Here is a 26,547-nt window from a genome sequence, read left to right on the forward strand (position 1 = left end):
ATTGAACTTTCTTGATAAAGTTAAGTCACAAAAGCAGTTTTAATAAGAGCACTTAGTGTTTCCTCAACTTGGGCGTAGTCATAGCCTAGAATATTTTCATGCAACTCTATGCTCCAGCCTAAATTGAAGTAACTTAAGTTTCACTAATAGGAGTTATAAAGATGAAACGATTAGCATTGGCTGTTGCCGCTACTTTAGCCTTACCGTTTAGCGTTCAAGCAAATGATGGTCAACGAATAGCTCAGTTAGAGCAGCAGGTCAGTATGCTGATCAACAGGGTTAGCCAATTACAAAAGAATCAGACTGTAATAGCCAAAGAAATAGGCCTACTTGAGGGAGAGAGAATCACTACGGATGAAGCCGTACCTCTTCAAGGAGCTGTTTTGGAGGGCTCTGAGAGTGCAAAAATAGCCATTATGGAGTTCACGGATATACAGTGCCCTTATTGTAAGAAGTTTTCTTTAGAAACCTATCCGAAACTAAAAAAAGACTTCATTGATACAGATAAAGTTATATTCGCTAACCGTCAGAATCCACTTTCAATTCATGAGCAAGCAACAGAAGCATCAGCTCATTTGATTTGTGCAAACCAGCAAGGTAAGTTTGCTCAAGTTAAAGAAGCGCTATTTACAGAAAGTGATCTTGTCAAACAAGAAAAATGGCAAGAAATTGGGGCTATAAAAAGCTTGGATCAAGACAGCTTATCTGCGTGTTTAGATAATGAGAAAATATATCAGCAAATAGCGCTAGATAAAAAGTTAGCAAAAGCATTGGGAATAACAAAAACACCGACGTTCGTAATTGGTTTACATAACAAAGGAAAGCTTGAAAGCTGGAAGAAGCTGGAGGGCGCACCAAAGTATGAGGACCTTCGCGAAATAATTGATAGGCTTATAGAAAAAAATTAAACTAGCGTATAAATAAGTTGCTATAAGGTGGCTTTTGTCCACCTTTAGTTAAAGAGGTATTAGATGAAAAAAGCAAAGAAAAATTTAGGCTTTACGCTTATTGAGCTACTAATAGTAATGGTGATTTTAGGCTTACTAGCCTCAATAGTCGCCCCAAGAATGTTTAGTAAGGTTGCTTCTGCAAAGGATCAAGTAGCGGGGGCTCAGTTACAGGTTTTAGCAACAGCTTTAGATTCATACCGACTTGACTTAGGGGACTACCCGGAAAAGTTACAAGATTTGAGACAGTCAGATGAGGAATATTGGGACGGCCCTTATTTTGCTAAGAAAATCCCTTTAGACCCTTGGAATAACGAATACTTTTATGCGCCGGAGCCAAACCCAAATACCGGCGAGTCATTTACTTTGAAAAGTTTGGGTAAAGACGGCAAGGAAGGCGGAGAGGGCGAAGACGCAGATGTGGAATTCTAAGGTCGAAGCCTTTTTGAATACCAACGAGGTATTAGATAATGGTCGGGTCGAGGAGGCGAAAGCTTTTCAAGCGAGTGTGGATAAACCTCTAGAGCAGATTCTTTTCAACTCCGGATGGCTAGATGAAGAGCAACTTGTGGAGCTCTACTCTGAGTTGTTAGGAAAGCCACGATGGACAAAAGGTTTTTGTTTATCGGTTGAAGAAATTGCTAAGTTAGACTCGGTCAATATCAAATTTATGATAAAGCACGGGTTTATACCTATCGCAAAAGACAACGAGTGTTTAATCGTTGGATTCACATCACCCCACTCTCAAGAGGGGTTAGATTACTTATCTTTTATTCCATTTGATGTGCAGCTCGTAGTCATAACAGATAAAGAATTAGAGCTCTACGCTGAGCAATTTGAGTTACTGTCAAGCTCACTAAGCACACAGGTAAGTAGTGATAACGTAGAGAAGCTAAAAGAGCTTGCACTAGGCGCTCCGACGGTGAACTTAGTTAATAATTTAATCAACCGTGGTATAAAGCTTGGAGCGTCGGATTTACATATTGAGCCGATGCAAGGCAGGTATAGGGCAAGGTATCGAGTGGACGGAATTCTTAAAGAAGCTGACCCTATTCCGAACAACTTACAGTTGGCTGTAATATCTCGTATCAAAATCCTCTCTGGAATGGATATAGCTGAAAAGCGGAGGCCTCAAGACGGGAAAATAGAGATGAGAGCCGGTAGTACCGACCTCGACATTCGTTGCTCATCTTTGCCTCTTGGTAGTGGCGAGAGTATGGTTATGCGTTTTTTAATTAAAAATGCTGTTCGCTTTGACATTGCAAAGCTAGGTTACTCGCGTGACTTAATTGAGCAGATCAATGAAGATTTAAAACGGACTTCCGGTGTTATTTTAATGACAGGTCCTACCGGTTCGGGTAAAACAACGTCCTTATATTCGTTTCTAAACCAGATTAATACCACTGATGTAAAAATTGTTACCTTAGAAGATCCCATTGAGTATCAGCTATCTGGAATAAACCAAGTGCAAGTTAATCCTGATATAGGGTTTGACTTTTCTGCTGGTCTTAGAAGTATTGTCCGTCAAGACCCTGATGTGATTATGGTAGGTGAAATTAGGGACAATGAAACAGCAAAAATAGCACTTCAATCCGCTCTGACAGGACACTTAGTTTTCTCGACTGTACATACTAATGATGCACCTACAGCCTACACTCGCCTAATGGATCTAGGTGTAGAAGAATACCTATTAAATGCGGGGTTGGTGGCTATAATGGCGCAGAGATTGGCAAGAACGCTATGCCCGCATTGTAAAGAGCGCCATAGCCTTGAAAGTGAGCTAATAGAGCGCTATGAACTAAACCGTGTAGCAGAGAAATATTCCATTGAAGATATTAGCTTGTACCAACCTGTCGGTTGCGAACAGTGCGAACAAACTGGCTATGCTGGGCGTGTTGCCTTTTTGGAGTATTTACCTTGTACCGACGAAGTTAGGCGTATCGCTAAGGATGAAAAGCTATTAGACAACTTGTATGACTTAATGAAACGAGAGCAGTACCGAACTCTCAAAGAAGATGGATTTTTAAAAGCCTTGCAGGGTGTTACAACAGTTGATGAAGTACTGAGGGTATCGGGTTGAGTAGCGTTTTTAAGTATGTCGCTTATGACAGTGAGGGAGAGAAAAGAAAAGGCGAAGTGGTCGCTGTCAATGAAAGTGAGGCGGAGTCGATGCTTATTGGTGAGGGATTATCACCGTTATCAATCACAGAGGCAACTCGTGGAGGAATATTTGATAATACCATAACCTTAGCCGACATTGAGCAATCCACAAGCCAAATGGCCATCCTATTGAACAACGGATTAAAAGTCGATAGGGCGCTGTCTGTGTTAGTTCAATCTTGTGGAAAAAGTGCTATAGCGGGTCTTTGGAGCTCGGTTTTAGATGATGTCAAAAAAGGCACAGATCTCAGTGCCGCAATTAAAGAAAGGGAATCAGTCTTTACAAGTTTATATGCTGAAATGGTAAAGATTGGCGAAAGTACCGGTAACCTATCAAATATTTTTAGTCGCTTAGCAGATAACCTAGCTTTTCAAATCGCTTTAAAGAAGAAAGTGATACAGGCCGCTACCTACCCATTCTTTATCTTAATTGTCTGTGTCGTTGCTATATTGGCGATTTTTAACTTTGTTGTTCCAAGTATGTCGAGCGTTTTCAGTTCAATGGAAACCATCCCAAGTTATACCCAGGTTTTACTTGATACAAGTAGTTGGATGAGGAACAATCAACAATACCTATTTGCTGCTCTTGTCACATTAATTGTACTCTTCGTTTTTTCTATCAGAAACCCAGAATATAAAAAGGCGTTACAGCAGAGGTTTATAAAACTCCCGGGTGTTAAGCGTGTAGTAGTCAAAGTTGATAGGATAAGGTACGCGACTGCCTTACAATTAACTTTGGAGAGCGGTGTCAATTTATCTGGGGCCTTGGATCTATCTTCAAGGACAGTGCTGAATGAGATGCTACAGAAACGTCTCATCCATGTAGGTAAGCAAATTGCCTCGGGCAATTCTCTAGCGGATTCTTTGCGAACCTTAGATTTTTTCGATGAGCTTTCGCTTTCCCTAATTGCTGTAGGTGAAGAAAGTGGTAGCTTAGATAACTCTTTTTCAGAAATCGCTTCTAGAGCTCGTAATGACTTTGAGTCTTGGTTGATGAAGTTTACAGCCTTATTAGAGCCTTTACTAATTCTTATAATGGGTGGTCTAGTTGGTTCAGTAGTTGTCACCATGTTGCTTAGTATCGTTTCAATAAATGATGTCTCATTCTAAAGTTAAAGGGTTCACTCTAATAGAGTTACTCATAGTGCTAGTATTGATGGGGTTAGCGCTATCAATTGTTTTGCCTAACTTACAAAAACAAGTTGATAAGATACGCTTTAAAGGTGAGCTGCAAAGACTTGAGCACATCGGAGAGTATGCCCGGTACCATACTTATTTTACAAACAGCCCCCTAGTCATAAAGTTTAATGACAAGCAAATACTTGTCACTTCTGAGGAACAAAAAGATATTGTGCTTAGGACATTCGAATTTAAAAGTCTCACTTTCCCATCTAAAGAGTTACGTATAACACCGAAAGAAAATCAACCGCAAACAGTTTCTTTCACTACTCCTAAGGGAGAGCAGCAAGAGATTTTACTATGATTCATCAAAGAGGTATGACTCTTATAGAGGTGCTCATAGCAGGAATTATTCTATTCATTGCTATCGCAGCATTGTCTTTTGTTGCAAGAGTTCAGGTGGAACATCAAATACGCTTTGAGAAAACTATCGAACAAGCTTATTTAAGCGAGTTTTTAGTAGATAAGGTGAAATACCATCTCAATTATACAGAGCAGCAATCTGGAACTATCGATTATAGGGGACAGCTATTTGAGTGGCGGGCAAAGTTATCAAAACAGAAAAGCGTAGTGATGGGGGTATCTCCAGAAGATAACTTTGATCAAGGAAGAGGTGTTGCCCAATTGTATAGCGTCGATATAAGTCGGGTCGAGCATAATAAAAGTGTCAAAGTGTTGAACTTTACTCAGCTTGTTTGGAAGCCAGTAGGATGAGTGTATGCAAATATAGGGGATTCACTCTAGTTGAAGTGTTGATTTCTATGGTGATCATGTCCCTCATTATTACTCTAGCTGTATCGAGTTATCGATACTTCTTTAACTTTGGCAACCAAGATAATATCCAAGATCAGGATAAGGCTTTAAAGCGGTTAACAGAGTTACAGCCTATTAATAATGCGGTGCGCTCAAGCCTCGCTTATTATTACCTATCAGGTTATGAGCAACAAAAAAAGATTTTTTTCCAAGGTGAGCAACGTGCGTTGAGCTTTATCACAACCAAACCTGCATTAATAGACTCGCCATTAGCGATTGGTATATTGCTTGTCAGGATAGATGGGGCAGAAGACCAGCTTTTGTATTGTGAATTACCATTGGGGTCTAGAGATTTATCAACTTTCAAGGTCGTTGATTCAGATTGTGATGAAGGGAGCAAGTTCGAGTATTTAAGGGCTAATGATATTTCAATTGATTACTTCGGTTGGGAAAGTCGAACTGATATAGAGAACTTCACATCAGGGTGGTTCGGCCGTGCAGAGGTTAACTTGACTCCTAAGTGGTTTCAAAATTACGACAGTGGTAAAACTAAATTACTACCTGCTTATATTCGCGTTACTAGTATATATGAGGTTGGAAAAAAGACATGGCTCCCAGAGGAGTTGATGTGGAAGTTATCCGAGGAAAACCCGGACTCTATGCGTGGAAACAGTAATTCGGAGTTTGAAGACTTATGATGAAGAGTCAAGGCTCTGCGCTACTTTTAGTACTTATGATTACAGCAATAATGACGTCAGTTATGTTGTTAATGATGAGTCAGAATAATTACCACATGAAGATGTCTCACCTAGTGAAAACGCAAGCACAAGAGCGTCTTAACCTTTACTCTATACAGTCGAAGCTTAACTTCGATATTATGACGTCTAACATCCATATTTATGGGCCTAAAGGTACAAATAATAAGACAACAGACTTAGAGAGCTTTCAGGGTGAAAGGTTCGATTATCTTGATGCCAGCGTGTCTATATCAGATAAATCAGGTCTCGTTTCTCTTAGGCCTTTCAATAAAGAAGTTTTTGTGAAGCTTCTGAGAACTCTTGGAGCTGAAAAAGACCATGTGACCGAGATCGTCGACCGTTTTGAGGATTGGCAGGATCCCGATGGAATTGCGAGATTTAGAGGGGGTGAGCGCGGCAGTTACGATGAGCCTTTTCTTCCAAGTAACAACGATATCGTAGCTAAAGAAGAGCTGAACTATATATTTGACGGCCATAGCGAGTTGTTAAAAAAAGTACTTCCTTATCTGTCGATGTATGCCGTTAAGGATATTAATCATAGTTACATTTCTAAGCAGCTACAAAAACAACTCTATCAAGGAAAAAGTGGATCTGATATATTGCCGCAACCAGCTCCCCGTGGCGAATTCACTGAGGACGAGGGAGGAGGAAGCTATTCTTCCGGTAAGTATTACATTGTAATTCATTCTACCGCAGACGGCTTTAACATCTCTCGAGAATATGAGCTTATTAGAGGATTAGGGACATACAAACCCTTTTATATAGTGAATGAAGTCTATAGATAAAACTAAATTTTTTCCATCAGTTGCCCAAGCCGTCAACGTTGTTGCGACATATAGCAAAGCTGAAGGTCTCAAGAGCATTGCCAACGGCGAACAAGGAAAAAAAAGGATTGGGCGGCTTTGTCTGCTGATGCCAGATGCCTTTTTACGAGTAACCAGAACCCTAAAAGCATCTAACCCCATTGACTTGCTCAAGCTAGCCAAACTTGAGTCAAAAAGAGTATCCCCTTTTCCTGCTCATGTATGTTGGCAGGCGATGGATGTGCAATTAAACCAGGTTACGGTAGAATTTTATTGTATTCCTCTGGATGTTTACAAAACCGTCTCTGGTGAAAGTGAATTTATATATCCAGTTACAGACTCACGCAGTGCAGCTGAGACTTTGATTGTATCAGCAGATAAAAAGCCTCTTTTCTCTGCTAACTGCCAATCTACATTGGAGCTACTGAAGTCAACCCCCGCTTGGTGTTTAGTTGGTTTGCGTACTAAGGAGTCTCGCAGTTCCTCTAAGAGCTTGTTAACCTGGAAACAGTCGTTATTTGCAGGCGCCTCAGTAATTGCTATCTACATGGCTCTAACTTCATTTTACCTGTCTCATACTGTTAATTCATTGGAACAAAAAATAGCTGAGCAGTCTTCTTCTGTAGACGAGGCTCTAGAAGTTCAGCGTTTGGCGAAAAGTTTTGGTTCGGACTTCGAGCAACTGCAAAAATTCATGAAAAATAATACAAGCGCTTTACCGGTCCTCTCTTCGTTTGAGTTGGAAGGCAACCAATATACCCTAAATAGAATTGAAGTTTTTCCAAACACACTAGCGCTATATGGTGAGACTAGAGGGAGTGCTACAGAGCTTTTACAATCCGTAACGAGAAGCAAGAATCTTGCTGAGGTAAAGTTTGGATTACCAGTGAATAATAGGCGAGGAAAAGAGTTATTTATTATTGAGGCGGAGAGGGTATATGGCAAAGACTAATAAGAAGTTAGTTACTATCGGTGTGCCTTTGATTAGCTTTATTCTAGCGTTTGAATTTCTTTATGTGCCTTGGCAGTCCTGGGTAGAAGAGCAAAAGTCTGTTATTGAGCGGAAGTCGAAAGTAACAGAGAAGCAAGAACGTGCAATTCTAAATATGCCAAAATATGAAAAGTTTATAGAAGGCTATAAAACTGATATCGCCGCCGTTACAACTAACTTTACTACAGTCGAGGATGATAAAGAGCTGTCTATTCGATGGTTAAGTGTTATAGATGACTCGGCATCCGGATATGACTTAGTGGTTACTAACAAAATTCCCAGAGATAAATTAATAATTTCTGATAATCTAGTAGCCTTTTCCGGTAATTTAAAGGCAGAGGGCAGCGCGTTAGTTTTGTTGAACTTTATTTCAAAGCTAGAGGATATAAATAAGGGCCATAGAATTAAAGCTGTTACCTTTTTACGGAAACCAAACTCGAGGAATAGTTTGTTTATTGTCGATGTTGAGTTTATCAAGGTGTTTAGCAGAGCATGAAACAAATTATTTTTTTAGCAATTATATTCTTATGGTGTATTAACCACCTAGTTTGGCTTATCTCAGAGGAAGAGGGGGCTGGTGTAGAAACTAGAGATGTTCCTTCATTTGAAGGCGTTGGCTTGTCAACTTTGGACCAAGAGCAAAAGGAGCAAACTCTGAAAGACATTGCCACTTTACTCGGAATCGAGTTCTCCAATGTATCCCAAAAAGAAGCTGTGAAAGAGGAACAACCCGAACTAGAGCAAAAGGTTGCTGACATCAGTATTAGAATCGTAAGTATTTCTACGGTAGATGATCAAGCTAGTGTGAGAGTTTATGCAAAGAGAGGGGCTCAAGTTATCAACGACAGTCTCTCTGTGGGTAGTGAGTTATTCCAGCTCGAAGTTGTGGAAATCACACCAAAGCAAATCGTATTTACTGGTAAGGATAAAAGGTACTCGATAGATATCTATCGCCCCAAAAAGGTTAAATCATGATTTTACAGTTAGGGTTCAGACAAATGAAACGCATTATGCTTAGAGCAACAATACTCCTGCTAGCTTCTAGCACCCTGCTAGGTGGGTGCGCGTCTACCACAAAGGAAGAAAGGCTAAGTAATGGGGAAAATATAAAGATCAATAAATCTTTTTTAAAGGGAGATTATAAAGCCCCAAATAACCAAGATCCTGAAGGTGATGATGACTCAAAGAAGCGTCGTAATGCGTTAGAAGTCGACCAAGTCCCTGGAATGGCAGGGTTAGTTAAGATGAAGCAAGAGGCCGGCATATCGCCTTCATTTGACAGTAGTAAGGTAACATTTGTCGCGGACCAAATGGCGATAAAATTATTTGCTGATGAGGTGTTTGGTGATTTACTAGGGCTGAACTACGTTTTGGACCCTGCCCTTGCTGCGTCTAAAACAGCTATAACACTTAACTTCTCACAGCCCGTTGACAAAGCTGTGTTGTATCGAAATGCAATCGATACCTTGCAGCAAAATAGTGTCAATACCTATCGCAAGAACAACATTCTGTACTTGCAGAAACAGCAGGGCAGCGATAAGAAAAATGACATCCCCATCGGTATTGGTGCCAATATTAGTGATATACCGGATACAGCGGGTACTATCACTCAGCTCGTTCCTTATACCTACACTGAGAGTAAGAATATAACTAGCATTCTAGGTAAGCTATCAAGTGCAACTGTTACTGTGCATGGCCTTCAGAAGTTGATGGTTTTAGAAGGATCGCAAGAAGAGTTAAAACGCGCTTTACGTATAGTAAACATGTTGGACGTGCCACGAGCTTACGGTAGAAAAGTTCGAATGTATAAGTTCGCTAACGTAAAACCTAGTGAAGCAGAAACTAAGATCAAAGAGTTGTTAGGTGAGGATGGTTATCAAATAAACAGTGGTGGAGACATCGCATTTGTCAGCATGCCTCGTATTAATGCACTTGTTGCATATGCGGCCAGTGATGATGTCATTAACCGTATTAGTTATTGGGCTCAAGAGATCGACGTACCTATTGCTGGAGATGAAAAGCAATATTATGTTTTCAAGCCCAAGTTTTCTAAAGCTGAAGAAATGCACCAAACGCTTTCGAGACTTTTTCAGGCGTCCATACGGAATTCCTCTGATGAAGAGACAGTCAGTGATGCTCCAAAAATAGAAAACATTCGTATGAGCGTTGATAAGCAACAAAATGCTTTGATTTTTCAGGCGACCCCTGCTGAGTACCGACAGCTCGAGTCTCTCTTGTCCCAGGTGGATGTTTTACCGGGTCAAGTTATACTCGATGTTTCTATTCTTGAGGTCAACTTGCAGGATGATGTTAGCTCGGGTATAGAATGGCTGTTTAACTCAAGAGGTCTTGAAGGGAGCCGTGGTCTAACAAGCACGTTAAGCTCGGCCGGTGGAAGTATCGCCGCAGTTGCGCTAGATGGTAACTGGCAGGCAGAAATCAACTTCAAAGAAACCCAGGATGACGTAAGAATTCTATCAAGACCTTATTTGATAGTGAAAGATGGGCAGTCGGCAACTATAAACTCGGGCGATCAAGTACCGATTATTACTCAAGTTGTAGAAGGTACTAGCAATATCAATACTGGAACAGTCGCGAACTCAGTGCAATATCGTAACACTGGTGTAAATGTGACAATTGCACCGACAATAAATTCAGATGGTGTTGTGAGTTTAGATGTAAACATGTCTGTGAGTCGTTCTAGCGAAAGCTCTAATATTCAAGTTTCAACACCAAAAATCACTAACCGGTCAATACAAACAAAAGTGATTTCAAGGGATGGGCAAACGGTTGCGTTAGGTGGCCTGATCCAAGACACCGTTACAGAAGTAGAAAATGGAGTACCAGTTCTTTCTGATATCCCTCTGTTCGGAAAGTTGTTTTCAAGTAGTACAGACAATAACAGTCGTACGGAACTCATAATGTTGATAACGACGCGAATTGTTAGGGATTCTACTCAAGTGGATGAGTTTGGTAAAAAAATATCCGAGCTTTATAACACTCCTATCACTTTAGACTAATTGAATTCAGCCACGAGAGCGCTTTCTTGTGGCTGACTCCCACCATGTAAAAATTTTTAAAATGAAGCAATCTTTGCAGGCTCACGCTAGATTCATTGAGCAACTAGGCTTTTCCAGTGTCAGTTTTGTGGCCATCTTTGCCTCAGGGTTACTACTCGAGAAAGAGCAATTTTTCCATTTTTCTTATAGCTTCACTTTAGTGCAAGTTGTACTTTTTGCCGGTTTTTCGTACCTCGGAAACCCTTTCTTTGTTTTTTATAGTCAACGTAAAAGAGCTAGCTATGTTTCATCGGCTCTGTTGCTTACGTGGGGAGCTACCGTTGTTACTGCTATTCTTCTGGCTGGGGTTTTATATTATATAAAAGGCTTTTCTCTTACCTTAAGCTTTGCGTCAGGCCTTTCAGTCATTCCATGGTTAACTTACGACATACTGAGAAAGAAAGCATTTATTGACTTAAGCAACATATTTTTAATAAAAAAGTCATTGCTTTTGATAGCTATAGGAAGTGCATGCCTATTGCTGTTGTGGGGGCTGAATGTAACGAAAGCAGAATGGTTCTTCCTCGTTATTACTGTGAGTTTTGCTTCGCTTTGTAGGGGGATATCAAAGCAAGTTCAAGTTGGTAGAGTAAGAACAACACAGGCTTACATTAAAAAGAACCATGCTTTCGCTAGGTGGACATTGTTGTCCGCTGCCACAATGTGGTTTTTAAGCTCTGGTGTTCTACTTTTATTTGAGCCGTTGATAACGAGGGAAGAGTTCAATGGCTTGCGCCTAATGCTTAGCTTCATTGGCTTGGCAAACTTAATTACTACCGTTTTAGAGAACTCAATGTTGGTTGAGTATGCTGAACAGTCTCGTCAAGGTGTGGTCTCTCTTAAAGATATGAAAAAGAGAGTGTTGCAAGTTTCGATCATTGGCCTGTTACTAAGTGCCTTGATATACGTAGTTTCATGGGTTGCATTTGCCACTTTGTACAAGCCCTATCAAGAAGTGTTTTATCAGTATCAATCCTTGGTGCTGTTGGCTATTTTATTCTCAATTAATAAAGTCAGCACCGCGTGTTTGAAAATTAACCATAAGCCCAACTTTATTTTTATTAGTGCATGCTTGGGAGGCGCAGCCGCACTATTAGCCTTTATGTCTGCCCATGAGTTTGGACCCGCTTTTGCGCTACTTCTGGGAAGTGGGCTGTACGTCATGACGAGCTTTATTTCTTGTTTTTGGTTTGTAGCCAAGGAGTGAGTTATTTTAGATTCGCTGCCAAGGGGGGTTTGTGGCATACTATGCGCCCTTAAATTGGTGGTGTGTCAATAAGTGCACTGCGTTTAGTTCAGCTTTAGGATAAGATGTGATATGAACATACTTGTTGTCAATGCTTGGCATGATGATAATCGTGGAGATATGGCGTTAGTTCATTCTGCCATTTTACTTTTGAAAAGAAGATACCCCCACGCGGGCATAAAAGTTGTATCTATGGTGCCTGTCGAACATAAAGTTTGGCGTACCGCTCATATTTCATTGCAGCAAGAATTTCCAGACATTGACGTGATAGCTTCTCCTCTTCCTCTAGAGGCTTCCGATGTTACGCTGACTAAAGGTTTACGTTTAATCGCTGCTTTTTTATCAATCTTTTTCCCATGGTTTAGTCGCTTTTCAGGATTTAATACTGAGGTAAAAGAGGCAGATCTAATAGTCTCTGTTGGCGGACACTATTTATTTTCATATAACAACAATTTCAAGAGTTTATTTAGGTTGCTTCGCTTGACTCAACCAATGACTCTAGGCCTTCACTTAAAAAAGAAGGTAATATTGTTTAGTCAATCTATAGGCCCCTTCCAAGGTCGGCTAGCACACAAAGTTATGGAGAACACTTTCCGTAAAGCTAAATGTGTTGTCAGAGAAAACCTTTCGAAGGAAGTTATTTTAAGATTGGCACCTAAGGCTAGTGTTGACGTTAAGCCTGATTCAGCTTTTTATCTCGCTGACTTTGACGTCGCTCCTACCTTGCCTATTTCAGTGGCTAACCGATACGCAATATTCACTCTCAGAGAGCCAATGAAGGGAAATATCAAGAAAGTCCGGGCAGCTTATATGCAGGAGTTAAAATCAGCCGCTGAACGGCTTTTAGAGCGTGGGACTGTTGACAAAGTATACATATTCCCTCATGTAACCGGGCCTATAAAGATTGAGGATGATCGCGTGATCAGTCGAGAGTTTCGCGATTTATGTGATAATGAGGCCATTGAGTTGTTTACTTCCCCTTTAACACTGCCTCAAACACTAGCCTTTTATCAAAAAGCAAGTTTTGTCGTTGGAACTCGTTTCCATTCAGTTGTATTTGCTTTATCCCAGCTTACGCCCGCTGTTGCGCTTTCATATTATGGTCCTAAAGCAAAGGGGATCATGAGCTACATAGGGATGAGTGATTTATGCTTTGATATTGAAACAGTCCTTTCTGACGAAGTCTTAACAGGAGTCGAAAAGTGCTTAAAGTATGAAGCTGAAGGGAAAATAAAGCAGCAACAACAGCGAATAGTAGACGAATTAGAAAGTCTGTCTTTTGATTAAAGTTTTCCTATAATGATAAACAATTTGTAATCAGGTGTTAATTTGGGTTCTATTGGCTCTAAAATCTAATAGAATACGGTTTGGATAAATACATAGTTGCATAATTTGGTATGGCAATTTTCTTCGCTTTTATAGCGACTTACTTCTCAATATTGTTGGCAATTCCGTTTGCCGAAAAAATTGGTCTGGTAGATACACCTTGTCAAAGGAAAAGACATGTGGGAGCTATTCCTCTGATTGGTGGGCTGGCGATATTTTTAGCCGTTCTCGTCTCAGTGTTAGTTTTTTTGCCTTTAGATAGGTCTACATTATGTTACTTGTTCTGTGCTATGGCCATTGTGTGTTTAGGGGTCGTTGATGACTATCGGCAGCTAGGTGTAAAAATTCGTTTAGCTGTTCAAGTTGCCGTCGCCTTATTGATGATGTGGGGTTCAGAAACTTACATACATTACCTAGGAGACTTGCCTTACCTAGGAAGGGTAGAGCTAGGTGCCTTCGGTATTCCCTTCACTGTAGTCGCTGTGATAGGTGCCATAAATGCTTATAATATGATAGATGGCATAGATGGACTCGCTGGGAGCATGAGCATTGTAACATTCAGCTCTATAGCCGCTTTGATCCTTATCAATGGGGGAGAGTTAAGTATTTTGCCTCTTATCATCATAGCCACTCTTGTCCCTTATTTAGCTTTTAATTTAGGTGTAAAGGGACACCGTAGCAAGAAAATTTTTATGGGTGACGCTGGATCCATGTTCATTGGTTTGAGTGTGGTTTGGCTATTGATGGCTTTCACTCAATCTAACCACAGTAATGCGTTTTCACCAGTGACAGCATTGTGGATAATTGCAGTTCCATTGATGGATATGGTCGCGATCATTATCCGCCGAGTGCGTAAAGGGCAGTCACCTTTCATGGCGGACCGTGATCATCTTCACCATATTTTTATGCGAATAGGATTTTCCCCTCGTAAAGCACTATTCACTATCACAGTTTTTGCTGTGGTGTTGTCTATAACTGGTATCGTATTTGAAGTGTTGAATGTACCTAACTGGTTTTCACTGTTCACTTTTCTGATTATCTTTTGTTTTTATTATTATGGGGTGCAGCATGCTTGGAAATTAGCGCGCTACCTGAGGGTAGCGCTTGCAAAGAAAGAGAGGAAACTTAGAGGGTAAAAACACACTTACCTTGCCATTAATTCGTAAGTGCTTTGTATGCTGCGGCGCGATGAAGCACCAAACAAGACTGATTGTACCCCTTCAAGGTTTTTAATGTACTCAATGGCCTCTGTGGGGTTAATTGCACCAGATGCGAATATAGACATCGCGATATTGTCAGAGCGCTTTTTAGTTAAGCAAGTCTCAACTTGTGGTTGAGAAGGGTTCATTCTAAAGCCTATTTTGTTAATTGAGCTACATAGCAGCGGCTTTGATATTCCAGACTCAATAAGCTTCTGTTCCGTTAGCGGCTGATTTAAAGTAATAAAACCAGCTTTAGCACCGTATTGTCTTTTTGCATACTCAGCAAACTCGACTAGTACATCTTGCATACCAAGCCCAATCACAAGGTCTGTGACGATATTTTGTAGGAAGACATGCTCGATATCGAAACCTCTCATCATACGCATCTCTGTGTCTACTAGAAGCTTCATGATAGGTACAGGATCCTTGGTCAATGCAGAAACCAGGGAGCGATAACCCACTTTAAAAATGTTTCTCGGCATATACTTTTTGACAGAACCAACGACTCCCTCTGTAGCCATAGCATCGGCATATTTATGGGCATATGGCATACAAGGTATGAGCTTAAAGTCCCGGAACTCATTTTTGTTCTTTTTAATGAGATCAAACACCGGCTCCAGTTTATCGTGTGTTGTAAACATGAAGCTTTTCACACCTACATCATTGGCTATTCTTAAGGTATTAAAAATATCCTCAGGTGACTTAAAAGTCTCTAATTGTTGCTGAGACTTTGATTCTGACTTATGGTTGACACCGAAAAACTGGTTATCGCCTAGAATTAACTTATCCATTACTTCCCACTCTTTGAAAATATATCTGCAATTGTTTTGTCTACTTTACAAGCTGAGGCTAGATCGCAAATAGAGCTTGTTTTACTATTTAAAGAGTGGCTAAATTCTTCTAACTGGCGGCTAAATTCTTCACCACGTAGGTAGAAGCTCACGTCTGTAGAAAAATCTGTAATATACTTAAGGTTATCACCTTTCTTTATGTTGAATTGAGGGATATCCAAAGCGGAAGTTATGCTCATCTCTTGCTTTGAAACCTCGATACTGCCCCTTTCAAAGTCTATACGAACTTTGTTTGAAGCTTTCCTAACCGTATTGTCTGACCAATTTATATAAATTTCACCACTAAAGTCTGGATGAGTAAATTTTGCATCGACTATATCATCCACTTTAGTAGAAAACTTGCTTTGCAAAGATGCCTGAGTAACCTCAAACTCCGTTCCAAACAAGAAGCATATAAGATCTATGCAATGCGGGCCATAATCGTTTAGGCAGCCGCCCCCTTTACTGTAATCATTGCGCCAGCCACTCTCATGGTTTTCTGTTATCACAGGTCCGGTCATGATACTGCTGTAATTTGTAACCTGCCCAAGAGACTGACTATTAATTATTTCACGAACATAAGAAAACGTATCGCAAAAACGGTTTACGTAGCCGACTTGGATGTAGAGGTTTTTCTCTTCAGCTAATGACTGCAACTCTAAGCTTTGCTTGTAATCAAGTGTAAATGGCTTTTCAATAAATACGTTAAGACCCTTGAGTAGGCAAGCTTTTACAGCTTCAAAGTGTAAAGAGTTTGGTAGGGATATAACAACGGCATCTAGTTCTTCGAGCTCTACCATTTCCTTATAGTCTGTATATGTTGCTACTCTTAGGCCTTTATTTAATGTTTTTAACAACATTGTTGAAGTGTCAGCCATGGCTCGTACTTCTAGATTCGGGAGGCTGTTGGCTATAGCAAGGTGGGATAACCCCATCTTACCAACTCCTATAAAACCAATTTTCTTCATCGTTTAAATAACCTTTTGAGTAATAAAGAGCTTTTCATTATTGGGTAGAGAAATACAAAGCGAGGGTAAAACTTTAGCCAGCGTTTGCGGATATGCTTTTCTTTAATAAGTCGGTATAGCCACCGCAAACATAGTTTATCTACCAAAACTGGATAATACTTCTCCCTTTTTGCCGAAACCGTCTGACTAACGAAGGCACCGCAAGTGGTAATAACTTTAGTGCCTGTCAGCTTTTCGCGGAGCCTACAACCAATGAACTCCTGCAGAGGCGCGCCTGTGGATAGCAAAATAAAATCTGGTTTTTCTTTGTTAAGAGATCCAATAATTTGTTCTAGCTGAGTATCGATATTTAAATAACCGCTATGTGAGTAAACAATTTTTAAGTTGTTGAACATTGCTTGAATCCTAGATGTAAATACATCTAGCTCTTCTTTCGATGCACCAATGATCGCAACTGATTGCTGGTTTTTCTCTAAAAGAGAAAAAACATCTCCCGCTGCATGGGAAAAGTCAAAACTTAGGGTTCTATACTTTTTTCTATTGAAAATGTTGAACATTTTCGTAGCAATGGTGCCATCAAGGACAAAGCCATCTACATTATTAGATGGGTAGTCCTCTCTATAAGCTAGCGTAGCCGTATAAGGGTTTAAATAGGTAATAAATGTAGGTGAACATTGTTTATCTTTGGGTGCTTGTATGATTTCTTTTAAATGTTTCCAGTCTATTACTCGTTGCTCGATACTCTCGAGTTTATGCATTTTAGGCTAACCTTTATGATTTGTTGTAGGTGTGCTCGATAGCCTAGCTCAAAGCTCGAGCGTGAATATGGTAGCTAGATGTTCGCGAAGTTGCAATTGGAGCGTCACCTGAGTGTACTAAGATAATTTATGACCTATTTGGACCTAGTGCTAACTTTCGTATTTTTATCGATAAGGCCTGCATAGAAGGCCATTAAAGAAAAGAAAAAGTAAGCTCCTTTGTGGGAGTCCGTAGGTGAGGCCGACAAGGCATAAATCGGCACCACCGTTGCGAATGCCAATATTCCCAAATGTAAGCCCATATTTTTACCTTTTTGCATTAAAAAGAACTGTCTGCACTTGTAATAGCAGTCAAACCAGAAGCTGCCTATGAAAGCGAGGTAAGCTGTTAAACCAATCAAACCATAAAAATACAAATAGTGCGCGAACCCGTTTTCTATATTCTCATATATTATTGGGTAACCCATTAAAATGGAGTTTTCAACTGTCAATGCAATCAGGCTAATTTGGTTTAGCCGTGCCTTAGTTGAAGCGTCTGACTGCCCACTTTCTAAGCTATCTATAAATCCCCAAATATGGGCAAACTGATCTGAAAAAGTAATAAAAGTATAAGTCAAAGCGCAAGCCGATAGTGTTACTAAAGTGATTAAAAGCTTATTCGAACGGTAATTGAGGAATGAAAAACAGAGATACAGTAACAGTGTGCAGAAGGTTGCAAGGTACGCAGATTTAGACTGAGACAAAAGTAAAGTACCCATCAATAAAAGTGCTAATATTAATGATAGCGTACCACCCTCTCTTCTTATTGTTTCGTGTATAGCCATAATTAGGACTGGAGTAATGCAGAAAGCAAAAATGTAACTCCATTCTAAAGGACCTCCAATCCTAAAACCCGTAAAGTCTATAGCCAACCGGGGGGTTTGGAGTTTTACTATAGCAAGCTCAGGGGCTGCAAAATGAAACAAAATAAAAAGTAGAAGAGAGGCTACAATCATATACAAGGCTTTTCGTAAGTCTTGCAAATTAAAGTCATTATCGTAGGCTATATTATACGCTAAGCAGTAGACTAGCGCGTAGCCGAAAAACCTACAGTGATTTATAACCATTCCCAGATCCATAAAGCTTACTTTTGATATGATTGTGAGTAAAAAAATGCTCCCAAAGATAAATAAAAGAATTGCTATTGGTGGAATGATGAAGTTGTTACTTCTGTTTCTAAAAGTTATATAAGTTAAAAATAGAAGAAAAGGAAAAGACAAAAAAAGCAGCGTCTGCCCTAAAAATACCTCTTCTGAAAAAAGGTATGTAGGGAAAAAGCAAATGAAGAAGAGTATAACGAATATCAACAGCATTCTATTTTTGGCTACATAGCTGCTTTACGAAAAGCTCATAATTTTTAGCGGCTTGACTCTTAGTGAAGTTTTTAGTGTCAGGCATCGGTTTCTGTAAACCTTTTTCAATAGCTATTATGGCTTCGGCAAAAGCGTCTACATCGTCTTGCTTTATTAAATAACCGTTCTGTCCGTTACTCGTTAGTTCAGAAGGGCCATATCGACAATCAAAACTAACAGTTTGAGTGCCCAAGTAAGCTGCTTCGACTAGTACTGTTGGTAAACCCTCCCACCTCGAGGGGAGTAGTAATCCCTTGGCGTGCTTAATGTATTGGTATGGGTTGTCGCTAAAGCCATGAATAATGACTCTGTCTCGAACGCCAAAGCTACTCAATTGTGAAGTGAATGCACTTTCTTCTGGACCACTACCTACAATCACGAGTTTGAAGTCTGGGATTTGCTCAGATGCTAGTTGTACTACCTTAGCCAGCATATCCGTTCCCTTTTGGTAACTCAAGCGACCAACGAAGACCCAATAATCCTTATATTCAGTTGGTGTACTGGCCACAGTATCCACATCGGAATCAACCACCGCGTTATAAATAGTATTAACATGGTCCTCTGAAAGGCGAAGGTACTTTATAAGATTTTGACGAATACCCTCCGATACGGTTATTACCGAACTCATTCTTCTATATAGTATCGCTGCACCGAATGCTCTAAAGCAATTTTTGAGTTTGCTAACCTGTGGGAGGTTGATGGGAACGTGCTGTATAGCTACAGTTTTAATACTAAGAGGAAGTAAACAGGCATACCTAGATATCCCTCCTTTCGTGAAGACAACACATTCGATCTGATTCTCAATACAAAACTTTCGAAAGGACAGGAACCCCTCAATTGGGCTGACTTCTACGTTATGAATGTTATCGAATAGACTTTTTAAATCACCACTATTATCTAACACTTTCAAATAATAGCGATGCCCAGCGGCTTTTGCTCTATGGCCTAATTCACTTAATAGTTGATATGTGACTTTCTCTACACCACCTAAAGTGAAGCTCTCCATAACGTAACAGATATTCATAATAACCTCTTTGCCTATACGTGTTTTTTCGGCATTCTAAATATTAAAATATAGGAAGCCATCATAATCAGACCTATAAAGGACATGACAATTATGATCAGAGGTTTGTTCGGTGTATTTGGTTTTAAAGTAGATAGAGGAGGGTCTACTGTTTCGAAAACGTAGTCTGTTTTCACTTTTGCGAGTAGAAGTTTTGACGTTTGTTCTTCAATTAGTTGACTAAACATTTTTCTCATTTCGAATACTGAGGTATTAGCGAGCTCGGCCCTTAAATATTCAATGCTTTTTTCCGCTTGATCAATATCGCGCTCTCTAACTGATTTATTTACAGAAGCAACGAGCTTCTGGACAACAAGTTGTGCGACTTGAGGTGAAGGGTTATCGAAAGTTACGGTGATCATTCCTGTAACCTTATCTTGGCTTACATCAAACTGATTCCGAAACTCTTTAACTAATTGGAAGTCATTAGGCTTTTTGCTCCCTAGAACATCAGGCTTTCTATGCCACTCACCTTTAATTTCATCATATACACTATTGTCTATCAGCGCTTCATTGCCTTTGAAGTCAAAGCCTTTATACGCGAACAATGGTACGGATAAGTCGTTGTTATTGATAAACTCAATGATGAACTTATGTGAGTTAAGGATTTCGATGGCTAGAGTGGTATTATCATTTTGATCTTCACCTAAATCCACTCCTGCAATTGATGCTAATCCCCCAATTTGACCAGCAAGTCCTCCCAAGTTGCTTCCTGAACTTGAAGATGAAGGAAATAAAATTGCTTGAGAGCGATACATTTCAGGCATTGAATAAGCTATGGCTGCACCCATTAATGCCCCGAATATAAAACCTAGTACAAGCTTTATTTTATTTTGCCATAGTGCTTGTAATACGTCGGATAGAGAGGTGAAGCTTTGAGCCTGAATTTGAGACATAGGTTTTCGAATTGTTGGTATTGTTGAATGCATTATACAGAAGAGGGAAGTCAGCTACTACACCTTAACTGGTAGAAGCTGACAGGTGGCGAAAATATCGCCAGCTTTCTAACCTCGAATTAGATTCATCAGCTTTCTAATTTCCTGATTATTTGGGGCTAGTTTTTGGGCGCGAAGTAGAGCTTCTTTTGCCTCATCGAATTTACGCTGCACTCCGAGAGATTTTGCATATAGTAATAATGTCCCCACATCATTTGGTGAATAACTCAAGGATGTCTTAAATCGCTGTTCTGCCGACTGAGCGTCCCTTCTGGCCATTGCAGCTGTGCCATAAACTGCCCAAGCCTTTGCTAAAATTGGTCCTTTTGTTTCTCGTTGGGTGATCTTTATCGCTATCTCTTCAGCTCTTGCTATATTCTTTTGCTCGAGGTTCCAAATCATGATGTTTGAAAGCACGGTGCTTGTTGACATTAATTTGCTATCACTTTGTTCTAACTCATCCATTCTCTCGTATAGGCTTTGAGCTTTATCGAAGTTGCCTGAATTAGTGTAAGCGTGCGCAAGGTTATTCATTACACGCAAGTTACGTGGTTCCAAAGATAGCTCATATTCATAAAAGTCAGTAGGTGATTGCCATAGCGTGTTACGAGAAAACGTCAGACTACCCAAAATAAGAATAATAATAGGCAAAATAAATTTGGTGGCTTTGGGTGTGACAGTGCCGTGTTTATATATAAGCTCCCCTAAGCCGGCAAGTACAAATAGTAGACCAATATGTGGAAGATAGGTTCTGTGCTCAAATGCTATATCTCGAATAGGCACTAGTGCTGATTCGACGGAATGGGTGATATAGAAGAAAAATAAACCAAAAGAAATAAGGGTGTATTTCTTCAAATTTTTTAATGCAAAGCATAGTAAAAAAACGTGCGCTGAGAGCGCCAATAAGGTACCAACCCGGGAAAAAGATTGGGTTGTATAAGGATATTCCAGGCGAAGCTCCATAGGAAAAACCCACTTGCCTAAATAGATGAAGATAACGTTGAGCTGCGCACAAAAGTATTGCCAGCGGCTGTATATGTCGGTTTCGCTAGTCAGATCTCCTAAGCGAGTAAAGAATGCTTCGAAATGCGCGTTCAGAACAGGTAGGGGGTATAGTATGCTTAAGGCTATAAGAAATATTACGATGGTTTTCAGAACATGGTTGAGCTTTATACGATTAAAGAAACACAACTCGAACGCTAGTAAAACACCAATCAGAGTAATCGCATTTTGCTTTGTGAAAAAAGCAAGTATCCCAAATATCAAGCAGCCAATCACCCATGCAGCAACTTTTACATGTTTTGTACTTTCTCTTGCAAATATGTAGCAACTCAAGGCGAGCAGGAAAAATAGTGTTGCAAGCGATGCATATCGTTGTACTAAGTAGGTTACTGCTTGAGTATTTAATGGGTGTAATGCAAACAATGCCATTATAAAAAGGGTTACCCATGGTATGACCCGTTGAGAGCAACTGGCTAGGTTTAATAGTTTGAAAGTAAGAAAACCAACTAGCAGAATATTACATAAATGAATGAACAAATTCATGGTATGTAGGGATGCCAAGCTGTCACCAAATAAAACATAATTTGCTTTGAAGCTGAGTAAACCAACCCAGCGAGCTTTATCTGATTTTATGACATCGGTCCAGCTACCCTCTTGGAGAACGAGGTTTTGTTTAATGGAAATGTAATCATCTAGATAAAATGGGACGCTTAGTGATGGCCAATAAGCAAGAAATGTTAATGTTAGTAGCATAGCAGCTAGAAACAGATAAAGCAGATTTGAGTTTTTGCTAAGCACGGTGGTTCTCTTTTTACCTAGTATTCAATATATAGCGTCGATCATTACATAAAAAGAAATAAAAAATAAGCAGAGACGAGCTATTGATTCGATGGCGCTAGAATTAGTATCTGTAAATCTTTAACATATGCGCCTGATATAGATATTGGCATGCAGAAATATGGCACATCAACTCAATTGTTTTAAGGCTTATGATGTCAGGGGAGAGTTAGGTGAACAGCTTAACGAGGATATAGCCTATCGTATAGGGAGAGCATACGGGGAGTTTTTTAAGCCGGAGAGGGTTGTGCTTGGTGAAGATGCGAGAGCGTCTAGTAACGCTTTGAAGATGGCACTTGCTGAAGGACTTATGGATTCCGGCGCCGATGTGTTGGACTTAGGAGTCACAGGAAGTGAAGAAACTTATTTTGCTGCATTCTATCTGAGAGTGGGTGGAGCCATACAGGTCACGGCTTCTCATAACCCTATAAACTACAATGGCATGAAGTTTGTTCAAAGTGGAGCGCGTCCAATTACATATAGTAATGGGCTGGGTGAAATAAAAAAACTTGCGGAACAGCAGCCATGGAAGGGACAAGCTCAAACTCGCGATAGAGGGAAGCTCGAAAGCGTTAGTCTAATTAATGAGTTGGTTGATTTTTACTTGAGTTTTATTAATTGTGACCAGCTTAAACCCCTAAAAGTGCTAGTGAATGCCGGAAATGGTACGGCTGGGCATGTGATTGACGAAATAGAAAGGCGCTTCGATGAGTTGGCGGTACCGGTAGAGTTCATTAAGCTTTTCCATAACCCTGATCCAACCTTCCCAAATGGCATTCCTAATCCTTTACTTAAAGAAAACCGTAGCGTCACGGCTCAAGCTGTTGTGGAAAACAAGGCTGACTTTGGGGTTGCATGGGATGGTGATTTCGACCGCTGCTTCTTCTTTGATGAGCATGGCAATTTTATTGAAAGTTATTATATCGTTGGTTTACTGGCTGAAGCATTTTTACTGAAAGAGCCAGGAGCTAGTGTTGTCCATGATCCGCGTCTAACTTGGCATACTGTTGATGTAGTAAATAGGCTTGGAGGCCGCCCTATTCAATCAAAGACTGGGCACGTTGTTGTCAAGGAGTGCATGAGAGAAGTAGACGCAATATACGGAGGTGAAATGAGTGGGCACCACTACTTTAAAGACTTTGCATATTGCGACAGTGGCATGATCCCTTGGCTGCTTATAGCTGAGTTGATATCTAAAAAATCCACTAGTCTTCATCAATTAACAAAAGAAGCTGCTTTGAAGTACCCAGTGTCAGGTGAATTAAACTTCAAAGTCGTGAGCCCTAAGGATGTGGTGGCAAAGATCAAGGAGCTCTACACTCCATTGGGCATAAAAGTTGAGACTATCGACGGTTTAAGTGTTGAATTCAGCACTTGGCGTTTTAACCTGAGAGAGTCGAATACAGAATCGCTCTTGCGCTTAAACATAGAAACCAAAACAGATACTCGGCTTTTAAAAGAAAAGACCTCAGAACTCGTGAAGCTTATCAAAGCGATAGGTTGAAATCGCGATACTTATTCACTTCCAAGGTTGAATTAACGGTTCATTAATATAGACTACCACTCCAGAATACGGATGTTTACTAGTGTCTCTAAAACCTCAAAGAAAAATATGCCTAACCCAGACGTTTACCCAGTAATTTTGTCAGGTGGTTCCGGTACTCGTCTCTGGCCACTGTCAAGAAAGCATTATCCAAAGCAGTTTTTAAAGCTTTCAGGTGATCATAGCATGATTCAGGATACTGCTTTACGCGTGAGTGATTACAATAATCCAATTTTTGTTTGTAATGAAAGTCACCGTTTTGTTTTAGCAGAACAGCTTCGGGAGATCGATTTACTTCCAAGTGCAATTTTATTGGAACCTTGTGCTCGTAATACGGCTCCAGCATTATCACTAGCAGCCTTTGAAGCGTTGTCCAAAAATAAAGACGCTATCCTAGTCGTCCTAGCCTCAGATCATGTAATTACAGATTCTAAAGCATTCGAGGTCGCTGTTCAGAAAGGGATTGCTGCGGCCCAAGAGGGAGCTATTGTTACCTTTGGTATTCATCCTACCAGGGCTGAAACTGGGTTCGGTTACATAAAGGCTGAGCATAAATCCGAGTTAAGCCCCATCCAAGAATTTGTAGAAAAGCCTGATAAGCATACAGCAGAGTCTTTCTTGGAGCGTGGCGGCTATTTCTGGAATAGTGGAATATTTGTATTAAGGGCAGATACTTTTCTGTCTGAGTTAAAAACCTTCCACACAAGCATGTATGAGATTGTGCAATCGGCTCATAAGAATGCCAAGAAAGATTTGGATTTTATCAGAGTATCACAAGAGGAGTTTGCTAAAGCACCTAGCGACTCCATTGATTACGCTGTAATGGAAAAAACCACTAAAGGGTTAGTTTTGCCTGTCAGTATTGGTTGGAGCGATTTAGGCTCATTTACCACCTTGTGGGAGAGCCGAGAAAAAGATGCGTCAGGGAATGTGAGTTTTGGCGATATTATTAATATAGATTCAAATAACAGCTTCGTTCAAAGTGAGAGTCAATTTGTTGCAACTGTTGGGGTCAGTGATTTAGTCATCGTAAGTACCAAAGACTCTCTTTTAGTTGCGCACAAGGACAAGGTTCAAGATGTTAAGAAGGTTGTAAACCTTTTGGCTGATGAAGGTCGAAGCGAGCATATAGAGCATCAGCAGGTGCATAGACCTTGGGGAAAGTTTGAATCGATAAACACAGGGGAGCGCTATCAAGTTAAGCGAATCTCTGTGAAGCCAGGGGCCTCTATATCAAAACAAATGCACCATCATAGGTCTGAACATTGGGTTGTTGTCAAAGGAACAGCTTTAGTAGAAATTGATGGCAATGAACAAATTTTATCAGAGAATGAATCGGTTTATATCCCTTTGGGAGCAACTCACAGGCTGACAAACCCAGGGAAAATGATGTTAGAAATAGTAGAAGTTCAAAGCGGTGGATATCTAGGTGAGGATGACATTGTACGCTTTGAAGACATATATAACAGATAGAACGGACTAAGTATGAGTTATTTTAGCGAATTAAAGAATAAACTGGATTCTAAGGATGCCGTGATTGGCATCGTTGGATTGGGCTATGTTGGTCTACCACTGCTTATTAGGTATGCGTCTGTCGGTTACAAAGTGATCGGTATAGACATAGATAACAGCAAGGTTTCTTCCTTGATGGCTGGTGAAAGCTACATAGAACATATAGAACCAAAAGCGATTAAGTCTGCGCTTGATAATGGCGCCGAAGCAACAAGTGACTTCGCTAAAGCAAGCTTATGTGACGCGCTTGTGTTGTGTGTACCTACACCGCTGAACAAACACCGAGAGCCAGACTTAAGCTTTGTTATAAATACAACTGATGCATTAAGTCCTTTCTTCCGAAAAGGCCAAGCTTTGTCTTTGGAGAGTACAACTTATCCCGGCACAACTGAAGAAGAACTGCTTCCTCGAGTTGAAAAGCAAGGTTTAAAAGTTGGGGATGACTTCTTTTTAATCTATTCGCCAGAGAGAGAAGACCCGGGCAACCCAAATTTTGAAACTCGAAATATTCCAAAGGTATGCGGTGGCCATACTAAGCAATGCTCAGATATAGGCGTGTCTTTGTATCACTCTGCAATTGATAAGGTTGTACCCGTCAGCTCTACAAAGGTTGCTGAAATGACTAAGCTCCTTGAGAACATTCACCGAGCTGTCAATATCGGTCTTGTGAACGAAATGAAGATAGTTGCTGATCGAATGGGTATCGATATTTTTGAAGTTGTTGACGCAGCAGCAACCAAGCCGTTTGGCTTTACTCCTTATTATCCAGGCCCAGGACTAGGTGGGCACTGTATACCGATTGACCCATTTTATTTGACTTGGAAAGCTCGCGAGTATGGTCTTCACACTAGGTTTATAGAGTTATCAGGCGAAATAAATAGAGGGATGCCTGAATACGTTGTAGGAAAATTGATGGATGGCTTAAATGATCACGGCAAAGCGCTCAAAGGCAGCAATATTCTGGTACTCGGTATTGCCTATAAAAAGAATGTTGATGACATGCGTGAGTCGCCGTCGGTAGAAATTATGGAGTTATTAAGAAACAAAGGGGCAAATGTTCAATATAGTGATCCACATGTGCCTGTTTTCCCGCAAATGAGAGAGCACTCATTTGACTTAACATCAGTAGAACTACTTCCCGAAAATATTTCATCTTATGACGGTATCGTATTGGCAACCGATCATGATGATGTAGATTACAACAGTTTGCTTTCTCACGCTCAGTTGATTGTTGATACGCGAGGAAAGTATAGAACACATAATGAAAATGTATTGAAGGCCTAA

General features: G+C 40.3%; 25 protein-coding genes. 18 read left to right on the forward strand and 7 right to left on the reverse strand.

Annotated features, from left to right (window positions below):
* The first annotated feature begins 161 nt into the window (after positions 1-161).
* From EXT46_RS14825 to wecA, 15 genes are all read left to right on the forward strand, one after another.
* Complete coding sequence (locus EXT46_RS14825) at positions 162-908, forward strand: thioredoxin domain-containing protein (RefSeq protein WP_130148175.1); 747 nt, start codon at positions 162-164, stop codon at positions 906-908.
* Between the two features lie 63 nt (positions 909-971).
* Entirely contained in the window at positions 972-1,379 is a 408-nt protein-coding gene (gene gspG, locus EXT46_RS14830) for a type II secretion system major pseudopilin GspG (protein WP_130148177.1), read from the forward strand.
* Positions 1,366-3,027, forward strand: coding sequence for a GspE/PulE family protein (locus EXT46_RS14835; protein ID WP_130148179.1), 1,662 nt, complete (start codon positions 1,366-1,368; stop codon positions 3,025-3,027). The genes gspG and EXT46_RS14835 overlap by 14 nt, the downstream gene beginning before the upstream one ends.
* A complete protein-coding gene (locus tag EXT46_RS14840; protein ID WP_130148181.1) occupies positions 3,024-4,217 on the forward strand; it encodes a type II secretion system F family protein in 1,194 nt (397 codons plus the stop codon). The genes EXT46_RS14835 and EXT46_RS14840 overlap by 4 nt, the downstream gene beginning before the upstream one ends.
* Complete coding sequence (locus EXT46_RS14845) at positions 4,204-4,590, forward strand: prepilin-type N-terminal cleavage/methylation domain-containing protein (RefSeq protein WP_276319723.1); 387 nt, start codon at positions 4,204-4,206, stop codon at positions 4,588-4,590. Before EXT46_RS14840 ends, EXT46_RS14845 begins: the two co-directional genes overlap by 14 nt.
* Entirely contained in the window at positions 4,587-5,000 is a 414-nt protein-coding gene (locus EXT46_RS14850) for a prepilin-type N-terminal cleavage/methylation domain-containing protein (protein ID WP_130148185.1), read from the forward strand. Before EXT46_RS14845 ends, EXT46_RS14850 begins: the two co-directional genes overlap by 4 nt.
* Entirely contained in the window at positions 4,997-5,737 is a 741-nt protein-coding gene (locus tag EXT46_RS14855) for a prepilin-type N-terminal cleavage/methylation domain-containing protein (protein WP_130148187.1), read from the forward strand. Before EXT46_RS14850 ends, EXT46_RS14855 begins: the two co-directional genes overlap by 4 nt.
* On the forward strand, positions 5,734-6,582 hold the full coding sequence (locus EXT46_RS14860; RefSeq protein ID WP_130148189.1) for a type II secretion system protein GspK: 849 nt from the start codon (positions 5,734-5,736) through the stop codon (positions 6,580-6,582). The genes EXT46_RS14855 and EXT46_RS14860 overlap by 4 nt, the downstream gene beginning before the upstream one ends.
* Entirely contained in the window at positions 6,566-7,552 is a 987-nt protein-coding gene (locus EXT46_RS14865) for a hypothetical protein (protein WP_130148191.1), read from the forward strand. Before EXT46_RS14860 ends, EXT46_RS14865 begins: the two co-directional genes overlap by 17 nt.
* Entirely contained in the window at positions 7,539-8,087 is a 549-nt protein-coding gene (locus EXT46_RS14870; RefSeq protein WP_130148193.1) for a hypothetical protein, read from the forward strand. The genes EXT46_RS14865 and EXT46_RS14870 overlap by 14 nt, the downstream gene beginning before the upstream one ends.
* A complete protein-coding gene (locus EXT46_RS14875) occupies positions 8,084-8,566 on the forward strand; it encodes a hypothetical protein (RefSeq protein ID WP_130148195.1) in 483 nt (160 codons plus the stop codon). Before EXT46_RS14870 ends, EXT46_RS14875 begins: the two co-directional genes overlap by 4 nt.
* A complete protein-coding gene (locus tag EXT46_RS14880; RefSeq protein WP_130148197.1) occupies positions 8,563-10,611 on the forward strand; it encodes a secretin N-terminal domain-containing protein in 2,049 nt (682 codons plus the stop codon). Before EXT46_RS14875 ends, EXT46_RS14880 begins: the two co-directional genes overlap by 4 nt.
* Before the next feature lie 28 nt (positions 10,612-10,639).
* Positions 10,640-11,857 carry a hypothetical protein gene (locus EXT46_RS14885; protein WP_130148199.1) on the forward strand — a complete coding sequence of 406 codons (1,218 nt, stop codon included), beginning with the start codon at positions 10,640-10,642 and terminating at the stop codon, positions 11,855-11,857.
* A gap of 111 nt (positions 11,858-11,968) precedes the next feature.
* A complete protein-coding gene (locus EXT46_RS14890) occupies positions 11,969-13,183 on the forward strand; it encodes a polysaccharide pyruvyl transferase family protein (RefSeq protein WP_130148201.1) in 1,215 nt (404 codons plus the stop codon).
* 110 nt (positions 13,184-13,293) lie between these two features.
* On the forward strand, positions 13,294-14,358 hold the full coding sequence (gene wecA, locus EXT46_RS14895) for a UDP-N-acetylglucosamine--undecaprenyl-phosphate N-acetylglucosaminephosphotransferase (RefSeq protein WP_130148203.1): 1,065 nt from the start codon (positions 13,294-13,296) through the stop codon (positions 14,356-14,358).
* An 8-nt stretch (positions 14,359-14,366) separates the two neighbouring features.
* Here the strand turns inward: wecA and EXT46_RS14900 are convergent, their stop codons facing one another.
* The 7 genes from EXT46_RS14900 to EXT46_RS14930 form a co-directional block, all read right to left on the reverse strand.
* On the reverse strand, positions 14,367-15,215 hold the full coding sequence (locus EXT46_RS14900) for a hypothetical protein (protein WP_130148205.1): 849 nt from the start codon (positions 15,213-15,215) through the stop codon (positions 14,367-14,369).
* On the reverse strand, positions 15,215-16,222 hold the full coding sequence (locus EXT46_RS14905) for a Gfo/Idh/MocA family oxidoreductase (protein WP_130148207.1): 1,008 nt from the start codon (positions 16,220-16,222) through the stop codon (positions 15,215-15,217). Before EXT46_RS14905 ends, EXT46_RS14900 begins: the two co-directional genes overlap by 1 nt.
* Entirely contained in the window at positions 16,219-16,980 is a 762-nt protein-coding gene (locus tag EXT46_RS14910; RefSeq protein ID WP_130148209.1) for a WecB/TagA/CpsF family glycosyltransferase, read from the reverse strand. The genes EXT46_RS14905 and EXT46_RS14910 overlap by 4 nt, the downstream gene beginning before the upstream one ends.
* Positions 16,981-17,114: 134 nt before the next feature.
* Positions 17,115-18,002: a hypothetical protein gene (locus tag EXT46_RS14915; protein WP_130148211.1), complete on the reverse strand. Its 888-nt coding sequence runs from the start codon at positions 18,000-18,002 to the stop codon at positions 17,115-17,117.
* A gap of 331 nt (positions 18,003-18,333) precedes the next feature.
* Positions 18,334-19,395 carry a glycosyltransferase gene (locus tag EXT46_RS14920; protein ID WP_130148213.1) on the reverse strand — a complete coding sequence of 354 codons (1,062 nt, stop codon included), beginning with the start codon at positions 19,393-19,395 and terminating at the stop codon, positions 18,334-18,336.
* Between the two features lie 14 nt (positions 19,396-19,409).
* Positions 19,410-20,330 (reverse strand): Wzz/FepE/Etk N-terminal domain-containing protein, encoded by a 921-nt coding sequence (locus EXT46_RS14925; protein ID WP_165381138.1) that lies wholly within the window; start codon positions 20,328-20,330, stop codon positions 19,410-19,412.
* Positions 20,331-20,438: 108 nt separating this feature from the next.
* Positions 20,439-22,169: a tetratricopeptide repeat protein gene (locus EXT46_RS14930; protein ID WP_130148217.1), complete on the reverse strand. Its 1,731-nt coding sequence runs from the start codon at positions 22,167-22,169 to the stop codon at positions 20,439-20,441.
* Positions 22,170-22,329: 160 nt separating this feature from the next.
* Here EXT46_RS14930 and EXT46_RS14935 point away from each other — a divergent pair, with 160 nt between their 5' ends.
* From EXT46_RS14935 to EXT46_RS14945, 3 genes are all read left to right on the forward strand, one after another.
* A complete protein-coding gene (locus tag EXT46_RS14935) occupies positions 22,330-23,712 on the forward strand; it encodes a phosphomannomutase CpsG (protein WP_130148219.1) in 1,383 nt (460 codons plus the stop codon).
* Between the two features lie 72 nt (positions 23,713-23,784).
* On the forward strand, positions 23,785-25,224 hold the full coding sequence (locus tag EXT46_RS14940; protein ID WP_276319722.1) for a mannose-1-phosphate guanylyltransferase/mannose-6-phosphate isomerase: 1,440 nt from the start codon (positions 23,785-23,787) through the stop codon (positions 25,222-25,224).
* A gap of 12 nt (positions 25,225-25,236) precedes the next feature.
* Positions 25,237-26,547, forward strand: coding sequence for a nucleotide sugar dehydrogenase (locus tag EXT46_RS14945; protein ID WP_130148221.1), 1,311 nt, complete (start codon positions 25,237-25,239; stop codon positions 26,545-26,547).

Source organism: Pseudoalteromonas sp. CO325X, assembly GCF_004208955.1.
GTDB classification, from domain to species: domain Bacteria; phylum Pseudomonadota; class Gammaproteobacteria; order Enterobacterales; family Alteromonadaceae; genus Pseudoalteromonas; species Pseudoalteromonas ruthenica.